At 58.7% G+C, this 14,991-nt stretch carries 14 protein-coding genes; 7 read left to right on the top strand and 7 right to left on the bottom strand.

Annotated elements, in window-relative coordinates; genetic code table 11:
- Nucleotides 1-69 precede the first annotated feature (69 nt).
- Nucleotides 70-1,182 carry an NADH:flavin oxidoreductase gene (locus tag ACN0XM_RS17350; RefSeq protein WP_417568194.1) on the bottom strand — a complete coding sequence of 371 codons (1,113 nt, stop codon included), beginning with the start codon at nt 1,180-1,182 and terminating at the stop codon, nt 70-72.
- 90 nt (nt 1,183-1,272) lie between these two features.
- Here ACN0XM_RS17350 and ACN0XM_RS17345 point away from each other — a divergent pair, with 90 nt between their 5' ends.
- Nucleotides 1,273-1,743: a winged helix-turn-helix transcriptional regulator gene (locus ACN0XM_RS17345; protein ID WP_417568193.1), complete on the top strand. Its 471-nt coding sequence runs from the start codon at nt 1,273-1,275 to the stop codon at nt 1,741-1,743.
- A gap of 158 nt (nt 1,744-1,901) precedes the next feature.
- Nucleotides 1,902-2,549: an OmpW/AlkL family protein gene (locus tag ACN0XM_RS17340; RefSeq protein WP_417568192.1), complete on the top strand. Its 648-nt coding sequence runs from the start codon at nt 1,902-1,904 to the stop codon at nt 2,547-2,549.
- 150 nt (nt 2,550-2,699) lie between these two features.
- Here the strand turns inward: ACN0XM_RS17340 and ACN0XM_RS17335 are convergent, their stop codons facing one another.
- The gene (locus ACN0XM_RS17335) at nt 2,700-4,010 is read right to left on the bottom strand and encodes a DEAD/DEAH box helicase (RefSeq protein WP_417568191.1); all 1,311 of its coding nucleotides are present in this window, start codon (nt 4,008-4,010) and stop codon (nt 2,700-2,702) included.
- 318 nt (nt 4,011-4,328) lie between these two features.
- Between ACN0XM_RS17335 and ACN0XM_RS17330 the strand changes: the two genes are divergently transcribed.
- Nucleotides 4,329-5,210 (top strand): prolipoprotein diacylglyceryl transferase family protein, encoded by an 882-nt coding sequence (locus ACN0XM_RS17330; protein WP_417568190.1) that lies wholly within the window; start codon nt 4,329-4,331, stop codon nt 5,208-5,210.
- Nucleotides 5,207-5,983 (top strand): thiol:disulfide interchange protein DsbG, encoded by a 777-nt coding sequence (gene dsbG / locus ACN0XM_RS17325; protein ID WP_417568189.1) that lies wholly within the window; start codon nt 5,207-5,209, stop codon nt 5,981-5,983. Before ACN0XM_RS17330 ends, dsbG begins: the two co-directional genes overlap by 4 nt.
- A gap of 12 nt (nt 5,984-5,995) precedes the next feature.
- On the opposite strand, the gene ACN0XM_RS17320 is transcribed toward dsbG, so the two are convergent.
- The 4 genes from ACN0XM_RS17320 to ACN0XM_RS17305 form a co-directional block, all read right to left on the bottom strand.
- A complete protein-coding gene (locus tag ACN0XM_RS17320; protein WP_417568188.1) occupies nt 5,996-7,303 on the bottom strand; it encodes a hypothetical protein in 1,308 nt (435 codons plus the stop codon).
- Nucleotides 7,304-7,417: 114 nt separating this feature from the next.
- On the bottom strand, nt 7,418-8,338 hold the full coding sequence (locus tag ACN0XM_RS17315) for a lysophospholipid acyltransferase family protein (RefSeq protein ID WP_417568187.1): 921 nt from the start codon (nt 8,336-8,338) through the stop codon (nt 7,418-7,420).
- 138 nt (nt 8,339-8,476) lie between these two features.
- A complete protein-coding gene (locus ACN0XM_RS17310; RefSeq protein ID WP_417568186.1) occupies nt 8,477-10,003 on the bottom strand; it encodes a flavin-containing monooxygenase in 1,527 nt (508 codons plus the stop codon).
- A gap of 117 nt (nt 10,004-10,120) precedes the next feature.
- Nucleotides 10,121-10,411, bottom strand: a complete 291-nt coding sequence (locus tag ACN0XM_RS17305) for an encapsulin-associated ferritin-like protein (RefSeq protein ID WP_417568185.1) — start codon at nt 10,409-10,411, stop codon at nt 10,121-10,123.
- A gap of 319 nt (nt 10,412-10,730) precedes the next feature.
- On the opposite strand from ACN0XM_RS17305, the gene ACN0XM_RS17300 reads away from it, so the two are divergent.
- Nucleotides 10,731-11,765, top strand: coding sequence for a histone deacetylase family protein (locus ACN0XM_RS17300; protein WP_417568184.1), 1,035 nt, complete (start codon nt 10,731-10,733; stop codon nt 11,763-11,765).
- 1 nt (nt 11,766) lies between these two features.
- Here ACN0XM_RS17300 and rlmE read toward each other — a convergent pair whose 3' ends face one another.
- Nucleotides 11,767-12,387, bottom strand: a complete 621-nt coding sequence (gene rlmE / locus ACN0XM_RS17295) for a 23S rRNA (uridine(2552)-2'-O)-methyltransferase RlmE (protein ID WP_417568183.1) — start codon at nt 12,385-12,387, stop codon at nt 11,767-11,769.
- 169 nt (nt 12,388-12,556) lie between these two features.
- Here rlmE and ACN0XM_RS17290 point away from each other — a divergent pair, with 169 nt between their 5' ends.
- A complete protein-coding gene (locus tag ACN0XM_RS17290) occupies nt 12,557-14,194 on the top strand; it encodes an NAD(P)/FAD-dependent oxidoreductase (protein WP_417568182.1) in 1,638 nt (545 codons plus the stop codon).
- The gene (locus ACN0XM_RS17285; protein ID WP_417568181.1) at nt 14,191-14,919 is read left to right on the top strand and encodes a TrmH family RNA methyltransferase; all 729 of its coding nucleotides are present in this window, start codon (nt 14,191-14,193) and stop codon (nt 14,917-14,919) included. The genes ACN0XM_RS17290 and ACN0XM_RS17285 overlap by 4 nt, the downstream gene beginning before the upstream one ends.
- Nucleotides 14,920-14,991 lie beyond the last annotated feature (72 nt).

Genomic DNA, 14,991 nt, shown 5'->3' with positions numbered 1-14,991 from the left:
CTTTCTGGCGGGCCACAAAAAAAGCCGCAGGCCCGAAGGCACTGCGGCAAATTACGATCGAAGGGACGATCAGTAAAGCTTGGCGAGGGACTTCTTGGCGAAGGATTCCACCTCGTTCAGGCGACCTTCCTTAACTTTGATCAACCATTCGGGGTCCTGCAATAGGGCGCGGCCCACGGCAATCAGCTCGAACTCGTGGTTATTCATCCGCTCCACCAGCTCGTCGATACCGGCTTTCTCCACCGCTTCCTGCTTGCTGGCGAAGGTGCCACTGATAAAGTCTTCCGTCAGCCCCACACTGCCGACAGACATGGTCGGCTTGCCGGAAAGCTTTTGGGTCCAGCCGGCCAGGTTGAGGTTGGAGCCTTCAAACTCCGGCTCCCAGAACCGGCGGGTGGAAGCGTGGAAGATGTCCACACCGGCCTCCACCAGAGGCTTCAAGAATTGCTCCAGTTCTTCCGGACTGTTCACCAGCTTTGCGTCGTAATCCTGCTGCTTCCATTGGGAAAACCGCAGCATGACGGGGAAGTCCGGGCCGACCCGGTGGCGAACTGCTTCCACGATCTCAACCACGAAACGCAGGCGGTTTTCCATGCTGCCGCCGTATTCGTCATCACGCTGGTTGGTGCCTTCCCACAGAAACTGATCCAGCAGGTATCCGTGGGCGCCATGGATCTCGACGCCGTCAAAGCCCAGGGCCTTGGCATCCTGCGCCGCGTCGGCAAAGGCTATGACCACATCCTCGATATCCTCTTTGGACATGGCTTTACCATTAGGTTTGCCAGGGCCAAACAGACCGGACGGGCTGTAACCGGGAACCGAAGGATCAGGCGGCGTGCCTTCCTTGCGCACCGCGCCAACGTGCCAGAGTTGCGGGAAAATCGCTCCGCCGGCTTCATGCACGGCATCAACCACGTTTTTCCAGCCTTCAAGCGCGTCCGAGCCATGAAACGCCGGCACATTGGGGTAACCACTGGCAGCCGGGTGATTCACCGTGGTGCCTTCGGTAATGATCAGGCCAACCCCTGCTTCGGCGCGACGCCGGTAATAGGCCACCACATCGTCGCCCGGCACCCCGTTGGGCGAAAAGTTGCGGGTCATCGGCGCCATGGCGACCCGGTTCCGCAGCTTGAGGTTGTGGAGTTCAAAGGGTTCGAAAAGCGGGCCAAGATTCATGCTCATGGTAATATGCAACCTTACTAATTTGGTTTCGTTAAGCAACCCTATTAAATTTGGTTTTAAATTGCAACCTTATTCAGTACACTGCCAGCTATGGCCAGAAAACGTTTTGATGACTCCAGTTGCTCCGTCGCCCGCGCCCTCAATGAAGTGGGTGATTGGTGGTCCCTGCTGATTGTGCTGCAAGCCATGTATGGCACCCGCCGGTTCGTGGATTTTCAGCAGGAACTGGGTATTGCCAAAAACATTCTTTGTGATCGCCTCGCCCGGCTTGTGGACAACCAGGTACTGCGCAAAGTGGATGTCGGCGAACACGGCTCGCGCTTTGAGTACCGTCTGACCGAAAAAGGCCGGGATCTGTTCCCGGTAGTGATCGCGCTGCGCCAATGGGGCGACAAGTGGAATCCCGCCCCGGACCAAACACCCCTGGACCTGCGCGACCGCGCAACCGGCCGACCGATTCAGGCGGTTGAAGTCCGGAATTCCGATGGCAACCCGCTGACTATCCGCGACGTGTTCGTGCCGGACGAGAACCTGCCTGAACCCAAAAAGAACTCTGCCTGACCATCCGCAATAACCGCAGCGACGCCCCATTTCTTGAGTTGCGTCAATCTGACGGTCGAACCAGAATATCTGCCCGGCCGTTCTTGCGCTAAATCAAGTTTCCTTTCTTCGAGGTCATTAACCTGAAGCCATCAACGATTCAGGTTAAGGAGATAGATATGTCCCGTACATTCAAACTTGGTGTTTTGGCTGCCGCCGTTATGGCCGCCGCTCCGGCTGTTCAGGCGTATGAAGCCGGTGATTTCATTGGCCGCGTGGGTGCGGCGACTGTAGCACCGGATGCTTCAAGCGACCCCATTACTAACGTTGGGGCTGACGCAAGGGTTGACGTGGACAACAACACACAGCTTGGTCTGACCCTGAGCTACATGCTTACTGATAAGATTGGTGTGGGACTTCTTGCCGCTACTCCATTCAGTCACGACATTGAAGGGGCTGGTGACCTGGCGGGCGCAGGCAAGTTGGCGGAGACAAAACATCTCCCACCAACGGTCACACTGCAGTATTTTCCGATGCCCAGCGGAAGCAAGCTCCAGCCTTATTTGGGCGCAGGCGTAAACTATACGGTTTTCTTTGACGAAAAGACCGCTGGCGCTCTTGCAGGCACCGACATAGAACTGGATGACAGTTTCGGCCTGGCTGCTGAAGCGGGAGTTGATTACATGATCACTGAAAATGTTGGCGTAAACGCTGCAATCTGGTGGATCGATATCGACACCGAGGCAAAGATTGGGGCAGCCAACCAAACCGTAGACGTAGAAATTGATCCCCTGGTCTACATGGTAGGCGTGTCCTACAAGTTCTGATCCCCGTGCCCTCCGGCAGTCGCCATGGTCTGTGGACAGCCGGAAGGTGCGTTCTCCTGTGCGGGGCCCTCCGGCCCCGCCTTTTTTTGTCTGCCAGAAACAAAAAAGGCGGAGCATCTGCTCCGCCTTTCTGAACTATCTTACTCTGCCTCAGGCACTCTGGCGCTGGGTTGACCGGCCTCGCTGGCCACCGCCATTCTGGCTCCGGCCACCACTTCGACCACCGGGCTTGTCGCCGAAGCTTCTCGGCTTGCTTCCGGGCCGGCCATTACCACCGCCATTACGGGCGCGACTGGGATCGGCCTTGGCTTTCGGCTTCAGTGGCAGGTTGTTGGTGGGCTCGAAGCCTTCCATACTCTTGCGCGGCAGCTGCTTCTTGATCAGCCTTTCAATGCCCGCCAGCATCTTGCCTTCATCGGCACTGACCAGTGACAGGGCGTGGCCACTCTCACCAGCACGACCGGTACGACCGATACGGTGCACGTAATCTTCCGGCACATTTGGCAGTTCAAAGTTCACCACCTGGGGCAGTTGCTTGATATCCAGGCCACGGGCAGCGATGTCGGTCGCCACCAGTACACGTACTTCGCCGGCTTTGAAGTCGGCCAGTGCCCGGGTACGGGCACCCTGGGACTTATTGCCGTGAATAGCGGCAGCCGTGATGCCGTCTTTTTCCAGCTTCTGGGTCAGACGGTTAGCACCATGCTTGGTACGAGTAAACACCAGCACCTGCTCCCAGGCATTGTCACGCACCAGCTTACTCAGCAGCGCGGTTTTCTGGCTCTGATCTACCGGGTACACCGACTGAACGATATTGTCAGCCGACGTGTTGCGGGCAGCAACTTCTACCTGCACCGGATTATTCAGCAAGCCTTCAGCCAAGCCCCTGATCTCGCTTGAGAAAGTCGCCGAGAACAGCAGGTTCTGGCGTTTGGCCGGCAACAGCGCAAGAATCTTGCGGATGTCGCGGATAAAGCCCATGTCCAGCATGCGATCGGCTTCGTCCAGCACCAGAAATTCCACTTCGTTGAAGCGCACAGCATTCTGCTGATACAGGTCCATCAAGCGGCCCGGTGTGGCCACCAGAACGTCGACGCCTTTACGCAGCTTCATCATCTGCGGATTGATTTTCACACCTCCAAAAACTACGGCGGCTTTGGTGGGAACGTATTTGCTGTAAAGGTTCACACTGTCGTGAACCTGCGCTGCCAGCTCCCGTGTTGGCGTCAGAATCAACGCGCGGGGACCTTTGCCGCTGCGCGGGTTATCAGCCAGGCGCTGCAAGATAGGCAGTGTAAATCCGGCAGTTTTGCCAGTACCAGTCTGGGCTGCAGCCATCACATCCCGGCCAGACAAGACCGCAGGAATCGCCTGAAGCTGAATGGGAGACGGGGTATCGTAACCCTGATCGGAAGTGGCACGGACCAGCTGCTCGGACAAACCGAGTGAAGAAAAACTCATATAAGATCAACTCTTGATTGTTCTGCCTCCACGAACACCGTTCTCGGCGAATGCGGGCAGATGCCATGAAAATTCATGGAATAAAAGACGACTACAGTCACGCGCCGTTAACGGGGTGACGTCCTCTGACAGGTCGTATGGATAGGTCGCACGAGGGCTTAAAGCCTTAAACTGCGGAATCCCTAGAGGCAGGATGCGGGCACATTAACAGAGGACCGGAGAATTAGCCATAGGTGCTTTTCAGTAGCATGCTTTTTATTTTTCAGCAAAAAGATGGAACTCCCATCTACGTCACAGGTCACTAGCGGCCTTGCAGCAATGAAAAATCCCCTGATGAGTGGAGAAGTCATGCTCAGTGTAGGCGCTGGCCCCTTTAGCATTTCGATAGAACATCTGTTACTCATTTCCGCCTTTATTGTAGCCCTGCTTGTAGGGGCATTGGCCGGCCGCAGGGAAAAGCTCCCGATATCCGGAGCCCTGGCCGATATTTTCCTTGCCGCCATGGTAGGTGCTCGCGTCGGTTTTGTGGTCCGTTACTTTGAACACTATCAGGGTGACTGGCTCGGTATTATCGACATTCGGGATGGCGGCTTCGACCTGGTGTCTGGCCTGGTGGTGGCGCTGGTCCTCACCGGCTATCTGCTCTGGCGCCGCACCAACATCCGCCGGCCACTGGGCTTCGCCGTGGCTTCCGGCTTGTTGACCTGGGGCTTCACCACTGGCGTGATCGCCCTGATCCACGACCAGACCCGGGGCCTGCCCGACGTTGCCCTAACCAACCTGAGTGACCAAGCGGTCAGTCTGGACACCCTTGGCCGGGGGCAACCCATGGTGGTGAATCTCTGGGCCACCTGGTGTCCGCCCTGCATTCGTGAAATGCCGGTATTGGAAGAAGCCCAGGGCCGCCACCCCGGCGTCAGCTTTGTCTTTGCCAACCAGGGCGAGCACCCGGACACCATCCGCCGGTTTCTCAACGAACAGAACCTCAATCTGGACCATGTGCTCAGTGACCGCCAGGGTGGGCTTGGCCGCGCTACCGGTAGCCAGGGCCTGCCAACCACCCTGTTCTACAGCGCCGAGGGCAACCTGGTAGACAGCCACATGGGCGAACTGTCCAAAGCCAGCCTGGCCCGGGGACTTGAACGCTTCCACGCCAGCCATCTCAAATCATCATCGCCGAAAGAGGTAACAAACCAATGAACCTGCCCTCACTACACCACGTGTTGCACAGTGCATTACTATCCACCATCGTAGTCGCAGCCAGCGTTCAGGCACAGGACTACCCAGCAGCCATCCAGAAACTGGAACAGCAGGGTGTGGAGGTCATCGACAGTTTTAAGGCACCCGGTGGCATGACTGGTTATGTCGGCAAAATGAGGGGACGCTCCCTGGCATTCTATCTGACGCCCGACGGGGATCACGTGATCGTGGGCACCCTGATGGACAAGGACGGTAACAACCTGAGCCAGGCCAGTATCCAGGACCTGGTCATGGGCCCGAAATTCGAAAATGCCTGGCCGCAACTTGAGGGCAGCCACTGGGTTCGCGACGGCGACAAAAACGCGGACATCATCATTTACACCTTCACCGATCCCAATTGCCCCTACTGCCATCGATTCCGGCAGCAGGCCGAGCCGTGGATCAACGCTGGCAAAGTACAACTGCGGCACATCCTGGTGGGTATTCTCGCAGAAGACAGCCTGACCAAAGCCGCCACCATTCTCGGCAGCAAAAACCCCGAAGTGGCACTGGCCGAGCACCAGAATTCATACGAGCAAGGCGGTATAGCGGTAGATCGCGAGCGCGTAAGTGCGGCTCATCTGGAGGTAAAAGCCAACAATCGCCTGATGCAGGAACTGGGTTTACAGGCGACGCCCAGCACCCTCTACCGGGACGAAAACGGCAGCGTCACCATGGTGCAAGGCCTGCCCAACCCACAAGCCCTGAAACGCATGATGGGGCCGCACCCCTGATCGTATTTGACCTCACGCTAGCCAAAGCGTGAGGGATGAGGCAACCAGGCTTGCCAGTGCCAGCGCCGAAAGCGAAAGGGCAAGACTCCACCGCAGTGACGCATTACGGGCCGGATAGCCGGTCAGCCGCTCCATGATCAGTGCGTTGGCCGCATAAGGGGTACCGAAGGCGGTAACGCCCCAGCCGCTGACCATGGCGAACCCCAACCCCAAAACTCCGCTGGTGGGCCAGATCGACCCCAGAATTCCGCCGGCCAACGTGCCCATCACGATCGGGTTTACCCCCGCCAGCCCCGCGAGGAAAAAGCTCCAGGGCACCAGCGCCGCCAGCAGTGGCCACGCCCAACCGGGTAGGCTCACCGTGCCACCCATTTGCCCCAGCACCACAGCACTGATGATGGACCCGATAAACGCCGACCCACCCACGATGGCCAACTCGTTGCTGACGTTGGCCATGTTCGGCAATCTGGGTTTGTTACCACCGAACCAGGACAGCAGCCAGCCGGCAACAACGGCAGAGAGACAGCTCAGAGTCACCGCGCGGGCGTAGCTCAGGGCATACAGATGGCTGAACACAAAAACGCCGACACAGATGGCAGCGATAATACTCACGAATCGCAGCCAGCTTGCCCAGCTGGCGCGCTCATCGAGTGTTCCGCGAGTAACCGCTGGTTCCGGTTCACGCCAGACGAAGCCAGCGCACAGCACCAGCAATGCGAAGGGCATCGCAACCGAGAGCAATTGCGCGCTACCCAGTCCCGGCAACAGCGTTAATGTCAGGGCAACCGAAATCGACAGTGGTGACCAGATTGGCGACACGCCAAAGCCACGCAGAACCGCCCGTGTTCCGTTACGGGTGGCACTGGAGTCGCCATCATTGCGGATACGCTCAGCTATCAGGCTGCCTACCACCGCAACCGAGCCGAAGTTCAGAGGAATCGACACCAGGGCGGTGCCAAACGTGACGCTGGCATAGCGGGCAAGGGAATTTCCACTGAACAGACTCGCGGAGATTTTCTGCAAATCCCGGGATCTGGCCAACACCGACGATAACAGCAGGACCGCAAGAATCAGCCCGGCCAGGCGGGTCATGTTGGTGGCGGCTCCGGCAATCAGCGCCGGATCGCGACCCAGGGCAAACACCAGGGCCAGCGCGGCCACCACAAAAACCCCTCGGGGCACCGTTCGCATATCCCGCCAGCCCAGCACCACGGCCAGACTGACCGCCACCGCGCCCAGCAACCCGGCACCAGGAATAAACGCCAGTACGCCGGCAAGCAGCGCAGCGTAGGCCAGGACAGTACTGATGATAGTGCGCATAGGGGACCCACAGAAAGCCAGCCCCTATTGTAAGGAAGCTAAATAAGAGCCGCCAGAGCGTTTATTGACAATCGGAGCATAGAAGAAACCGGACACGGTACGCCGGGAAAACTCTCAATAGATGGCCGCGGCACCCTCGGGCCGGCTCTTGAATCGTTTGTGCAGCCACAGGTACTGATCCGGCTGCTCACGAACGGTGGCTTCAATAAAGCGGTTCCAGGTTTCAGCGTCTTCTTGCGGATTCTCCCCAAAATCCGCCTGGATCGGCGAGAACACGACCCGATAACTGCCATCAGGCATCCGAAGGTGACTTACGCAGATCACCGCAGCACCGGACTCCCGGGCGATATAGCTCGGAGAGGTAATGCAGCCAGCACTGACTCCGAAGAAGGGCGCGAATACCTCAGACTTTTTGCCGAAATCCTGATCGCAGGCAAACCATACCTGTCCCCCTTCTTTCAGGAAGGACAACATTGGTCTCAGCTGGCGCTTGGTAAATGGCCGGATGTTGAAGTGACGACGGCGCCCGCGCTCGATCATACGGTCAACCACTGGATTGTTATTGGGGCGGTACATGTAGCCGGGTTTTTGGAGATGGCAGGCGATCAGCGGCAAGGCAAAATCAAAGATGCTGTAGTGACCACCGATCAACAACACACCCTTGCCACGCCGCCTGGCTTCCGCAAGGTGTTCCGCTCCATACACCGAAGCGCTTTCACAATAAGGTGACATGTCCCGCCACCAGGCATGCACACTTTCCAAAACACCCCGGGTCGATGCCACGAAGGCATCCTCAACCAGTTGGCTGCGGGTAACCTCATCCAGTTCCGGCATGCAGGCCGCCAGATTTGCATCAGCGACCCGGGCGCGGGACTTCAGTTTGCGGGAAAGCAGTCTGCCCAGCCAGCGACCAAGGCGTTGCTTGACGTTCATCGGCAGAAAGGACAACAACCAGAGAGTGAATACCAGAGCCCATGAGCCCCAATAAGAGGGGTGCCAAAGGGCACGTTTCGCAGTTTTTCCGCGGGAGGCCATACAACGGTCTCTGTAAGGTGCGAACGACCGGCCAATAAAATGACGAGTACAAAGCCGGCACATAAGCTGCGCAGACTGACATATTCTGCGCTGGTTTGGTAGTTGGGTTCCTCACCGACTGGCTCCACCGTTGACTGATCAGGCCCCGAACAGAGCCGACCGGATTGGCCGCAGGAAGCCACCGGATTGACCCGCTCTGGCGTGGGTTCGCTTGCCGTCAAACTCCAGGTAACCATCCTCAATCGGCTCGAAGCGCAAAATCTTCACGTCCTCCACGTAATTCTGTGAGGATTTCCAGGGGCCATGGGTGCCCTGTCGTGGCAAGCGATCAGCCGCACGGCGGATGTAGCCGGAATTGAGAGAGCCCAGAATGGTATCGTCGCCACGGCTGTTTTCCGTATCTCTTGCGACCACGGTTCGGTAACCGCGCCTGTCCATCAGGTTCAAAAGGCGGCACAGGTACTCGGCGGCAATATCCACCTTCAGGGTCCAGGAGATATTGGTGTAGCCGAAAATCATGCCGGCATTGGGTACACCCTCGACCATGACATTCTTGTAGATCACCTTGTCCTTCATCACCACTTCCTGGCCATCAACCGCCGGCCGAATGCCGCCCAGCATCTGGATCTCAAGGCCGGTGGCCGGGATGATGATGTCGGCCTCCAGCTCTTCACCGGATTTAAGGCGGATACCGGTTTCCGTGAAACGGTCGATATGATCGGTGGCAACCGATGCTTTGCCGGCTTTGATGGCCTGAAACAGATCCCCGTCCTTGACTACGCAGAGGCGTTGGTCCCAGGGATTGTAGTCCGGCGTAAAGTGGCGCATGTCGGCATTGCCGGCTACCTGTCGCTTGATGATCCGGAGAAACAACCGGCGCATGAACTGGGGGCTCTTTCTGGAGCGCAGGTAGAGAAAACGGGAAATGGCGATATTCCTGGCGCGGGTCAGCCTATAGGCGGTCTTTTCCGACAGTACTTTCTGCAGAGCCAGGGTTATCTTGTCAGTAGAAGGCAAGGGCATCAGATAGGTGGGCGAGCGCTGCAGCATGGTGACATGGGCGGCTTTCTCAGCCATGGTCGGAACCAGGGTAATGGCCGTTGCACCGCTGCCGATCACCACCACCTTCTTGCCGGTATAGTCGAAATCCTCCGGCCAGTGCTGGGGGTGCACAACCTGGCCTCGGAAATCGTCCTCCCCCGGGAAGTCGGGTTTATAGCCGTGGTCATAGTTGTAGTAACCCGTGCAGCCGATCAGGAAACTGGCGGTGAAGTTTTCTGTTTCACCGTTAGCTTCGTTCAGGGCAGAAAGCTTCCAGCACTTGTCGCCACCGGACCAGTCTGCCGTCTTTACCGCCAGCCCATAGCGGATGTGGCGCTCAACATCATGCTCTCTGGCGGTTTCGCGCACGTAATGCTTGATGGCGGCGCCGTCGGCCAGCACCTTGCCACCCGTCCAGGGGCGGAAGTTGTAGCCGAAGGTGAACATGTCCGAATCGGAGCGGATACCGGGATATCGGAACAGGTCCCAGGTACCGCCCAGGGACTGGCGGCGCTCCAGAATCGCAAAGGACTTGCCCGGGCACTCGCGCTTCAGGTGACACGCCATGCCAATGCCGGAAACGCCGGCGCCGATGATCAGGACGTCAAAATGGTGCTTGCTCATAACCTACCCTCTCGGATTCCAGTCCGCCTTTTAATAATCGCTGGTCTGGAGCCAAGATAGCGCAGGCCAACACATCCGGAAATTGGCCAACGTGGTCTCAGGGCAAGGGTGTTTCGGTCAGTCGTGGTGGCCGATCGGGCCGTCTTTGAACAGGAACTCGCGAAGGTACTTGTCCATCGTGGGATCCTTACGGCGAATCCATTCCAGCACCATGGCCGCGTGCTCCTTTTCCTCGTCCCGATTGTGTTCAAGAATCGCTTTGAGCTCAGAATCCTTGCAGGCCGAAGCACGCTGGTTGTACCAGTCCACGGCCTCGAATTCTTCCATCAGTGAACTGATTGCCCGGTGCATGTCCCGGGTATCATCTGAGAGCTCTGCTATCGGTTCATGATAACTATCGCTGGCCATGATCGGATCCCTTTCTCGGTGAAATTTGGCGGTTCAGCGTGACGAAACCTCTCTGACAATAGTCCACAATCCACCATGATTAAAGCCCTGGGGACGGGCAGACCGGCCTGGTCAGATCCCTTGCTCACCCGGCCGGAATTCCGGATATTTTTTCTGCAAGCGGTAGAGCCGGATGATGGTGATGAGATTGGTGACCAACGCCATAACGGTAATCCCCTCTCCCAGAACCGAGTGCCAGCCTGTCACAATTGCGGAAATTGAGCCACGCTCCCCCGTGTGCCACAGTGACCGCAATCATTCAGTAAGGACTGTCCGACCCATGAAAACCGTTTTCTCACCCCTGCACAGCCTCCGTCACGTGAAGACCGAGCTCGACGGTGGCCTGCTAATTGAACCCCACGAAAAACCCTCCCGTATTGAGACCATCCTGGCGCGGGTGAAGGATCAGGCTCTTGGCGAGGTCTTGGCCCCGGAAGAGTTCGGACTTGGGCCCATCAAGCGCGTGCACACTGCAGACTATGTGGCATTTCTTGAGAGCTGCTGGAAGGAGTGGCTGGCAGCGGGCAAGCGCGGTGAGGCCATCCCCACCTTCTGGGTTGGGCGCGGTATGCGTGCCCGACTGCCAAAGGATATCGACGGGCGTATCGGCTTTTACAGCCTCGGAGCAGACACCTCCATCTCGGACGGCACCTGGGAGGCGGCCAGGGCCTCGGCGAATGTTGCCCTCACCGCCCAGAAACTGGTCGCCGGTGGCGAGCGCGCCGCCTTCGCCCTATGCCGCCCACCGGGGCACCATGCCCACGCTGATGTGTTTGGCGGCTACTGCTTTCTCAACAATGCGGCCATCGTGGCCCAGGCATTCCGGGACCAGGGCTACGGCAAGGTGGCGGTGCTTGATGTGGATTTCCACCACGGCAACGGCACCCAGGCGATTTTCTACGATCGCTGCGATGTCTTGACCATCAGTCTCCACGGCGACCCGGACCTGGTGTTCCCGCACTTCCTCGGGTTTGAGGACGAAACGGGTGAAGGCGAAGGCGAAGGCTTTAACCTGAACATCGTCTATCCGCCCAATACGCCCTACAGTGTCTGGAGCCAGGGGCTCGAAAAAGCCTGTGAGCGGATTCAGGCATTCGCACCGGATGCCCTGGTGGTGGCGCTGGGTGTGGACACCTTCGAGGAGGACCCGATTTCGTTCTTCAAACTGGCATCCGGCGATTATCTGACCCTTGGCGAACGCATTGCCGGGTTGGGGCTACCTACGGTATTCACCATGGAAGGCGGTTACGACGTCGACGCCATTGGGGTCAATGCCGTGAATGTGATGCAGGGTTTCGACAGGGCTGCAGACTGAGTCAGCCCTTGAAGCCTTTCCCGAGAACGTAGACTTCCCGGGAGCGGGACCGGGAAGAATCGGGCTTGCGCACCACCACCTTGTCGAACACGGCGCGTACAGCTTTCAGGTACTCGTCATACCCTTCCCCCTGAAACACCTTGGCCAGGAAACTACCTTTAGGCTTGAGCACCTGACACGCCATGTCCAGTGCCAGCTCCACCAGGTACATGGACGATGCCTGGTCGGCAATGGTGACACCGCTGATATTCGGCGCCATGTCGGAAATCACAACGTCCACCGGGTCATCCCCGAGGGTGGCCATGATGGCCTCAAACACATCGTTCTCGGTGAAGTCCCCCTGAACGAATTCGACCCCGGCAATGGCATCCATGGGCAGAATGTCAGAGGCAATCACGCGGCCTTTATGGCCCACCAGATTTACCGCCACCTGGGACCAGCCGCCCGGTGCCGACCCGAGATCCATGACCACCATGTTGGGGTGGATCAGCCGGTCCTTCTTGTTGATTTCAAGGAGCTTGTAACTGGCACGGGAGCGGTAACCGTCCACCTGCGCCTGCTTCACGAAGGGGTCGTTTACATGCTCTTCAAGCCAGCGGTTACTGCTTTTGGATCGGGCCATAGGGACTCATCAAACGGGAAAGCCAGATCCAATTGTACGTGCCGGGCCCGCCGGCGGCAAAATCCTGACAAGCCGGACTGGCACACGTACAATTCACCCAACATTCTCCGATTCCTCTTTACCCGGTAACGCCCCCTCCATGTGCGGCAAGAACCGGGCAGGACTGACTATGATCCGCCTTACTGAACTGGCACTGCCTCTGGACCATCCGGAAAGTGCCCTGCGTGCCGCCATCGTTGAGCGACTGGGCATTCCCGATGCTGATCTGACCGACTTTGTCGTGTTCAAACGCAGCTACGACGCCCGCAAGAAAAACTCCGAGATCAAGTTCGTTTACATCGTTGATCTGCGCGTCCGGAACGAGGACGCCGTCCTGGCCCGCTTCGAAAAAGACCAACACATACGCCCGGCACCGGATACCGACTATCACCCGGTCGCACAGGCACCTGCCGGTCTCACCGAACGCCCGATCGTGATCGGTTTCGGACCCTGCGGCCTGTTCGCCGCCCTGCTCCTGGCCCAGATGGGGTTCCGCCCGATTGTGCTGGAGCGTGGCAAGGACGTGCGCCGCCGGACCAGGGACACCTGGGCCCTGTGGCGGAAGAAACAGCTGTCGCCGGAATCCAACGTGCAGTTCGGTGAAGGCGGTGCCGGCCTGTTCTCGGACGGCAAGTTATACAGTCAGATCAAGGACCCGAAATTCTACGGCCGCAAGGTGATGCACGAGTTTGTGCGGGCCGGCGCACCGGATGAAATCCTGTACGTCAGTAAGCCCCATATCGGCACTTTCCGGCTGACCGGCGTGGTGTCGACCATGCGTGAGGAAATTATCCGTCTCGGTGGCGAGATCCGCTTTGAAAGCAAAGTGACCGACCTGCGCATCCACAACGGTCGGGTCGAGGGCGTGGAGTTGGCCACTGGTGAACGCCTCGACAGTCGGTATGTGGTGCTCGCCCTCGGCCACAGCGCACGGGAGACGTTTCGCATGCTGCAGCGTAACGATGTCTTTATCGAAGCCAAGCCCTTTGCGGTCGGCTTTCGCATTGAGCACCCGCAGTCGCTGATCGACAATGCTCGTCTTGGCAAATACGCCGGCCATCCGGCCCTGGGCGCGGCCGACTATAAACTGGTGTACCACGCCAGCAATGGGCGCGCGGTTTACAGCTTCTGCATGTGCCCGGGTGGCACGGTGGTGGCCGCAACCTCGGAACCGGGGCGCGTGGTTACCAACGGCATGAGCCAGTATTCCCGGAACGAACGCAACGCCAATGCCGGTATTGTCGTCGCCATTCACCCGGAGGAAGACTTCCCGGGCGACCCGCTGGCCGGGGTCGACCTGCAGGAGGCCCTGGAGTCCCGGGCCTACACCTTGGGCGGCAGCGATTACTGCGCGCCAGCCCAGTTGGTGGGTGATTTCATCAAAGGCACTCCCTCTACCGAACTGGGCGAGGTCGAACCCTCCTACAAGCCCGGCATCAAACTGGGCGACCTCGCCTCTTCCCTGCCAACCTACGCCATTGAAGCCATCCGTGAGGCCCTGCCGGCCTTTGGCAAACAGATCCGCGGCTTCGACCGTAACGACGCCATCCTGACCGGCATTGAAACCCGCACCTCCTCACCGGTGCGTATCACCCGGGACCGGGCAAGCCTTCAGAGCCTGAATACCCGCGGACTCTATCCGGCCGGTGAGGGCGCAGGGTACGCCGGTGGCATTCTCTCCGCGGGCGTGGATGGCATCAAAGTCGCTGAGGCACTGGCCCAGGCCATGCTGGAAGACCTCCGGAACCATGAGGAAACCCCCGCGTGAACCTGGCCGATATCCGGAAACTGCAACAGAAAAAATACCGCCAGTCCCTCGGCCATTACCTGGTCGAGGGAGAGCACCTGGTGCTCGAGCTGCAAAAAGCCGTCGCTCACCAGCCAGAGCTGCTGGCCTCGGAGCTGTATGTGACCAGCGCCTATGCGCACTGGCACAGCCCGTTCAAAACCCACCACCTTAACGATCGCCAGATGGCGCAGCTCGCCGACACCCGCACACCCCAGGGGATTCTGGCCGTGGTGCCCCTGCCGGATCGTGCTCCTGAACCGGAACCCGGCGAAAAGGCCGTTTATCTGCATGAAGTTCAGGACCCGGGCAACCTGGGCACGGTTTTGCGGACCCTCGCCTGGTTTGGCGGTTTCCGATGCCTGCTAAGCCCCGGCAGTGTTGACCCCTACAACCCGAAGGTGGTGCGCGCCAGCATGGGCGCACTCTTCCACGTGCCCCTGGAAACCGAGATCGCTCTGGCCAGCCTGGCCGACCGATACCACAGCCTCGCCTGCCTCGACCTGAATGGCGCCTCTGTGACATCGGAGGCCTTCCGGCAGCACGACTGTTACCTGTTCGGCAATGAAGCCCGGGGCGTGCCACGGGACGAACTGGCCCGGCTTCAGGCGGCGCCCTACACCATTCACGGTCGGGGTCAGGTTGAATCTCTCAACCTTGCCTCGGCGGTCAATATGTGCACCTACGAACTGATGCGGGACCGATAAAAGGGGCCAGTAAAGTCCAGTCTTGTAACGATGAGCTATTTCGGCAGTCGTTCTGGTGGATAGCGCCATTGC

It is taken from the genome of Marinobacter sp., from assembly GCF_048269445.1.
Taxonomy (GTDB): Bacteria; Pseudomonadota; Gammaproteobacteria; order Pseudomonadales; family Oleiphilaceae; genus Marinobacter.
Note: the sequence above shows the minus strand (reverse complement) of the source record. Positions and strands in the feature narration are given on the sequence as shown.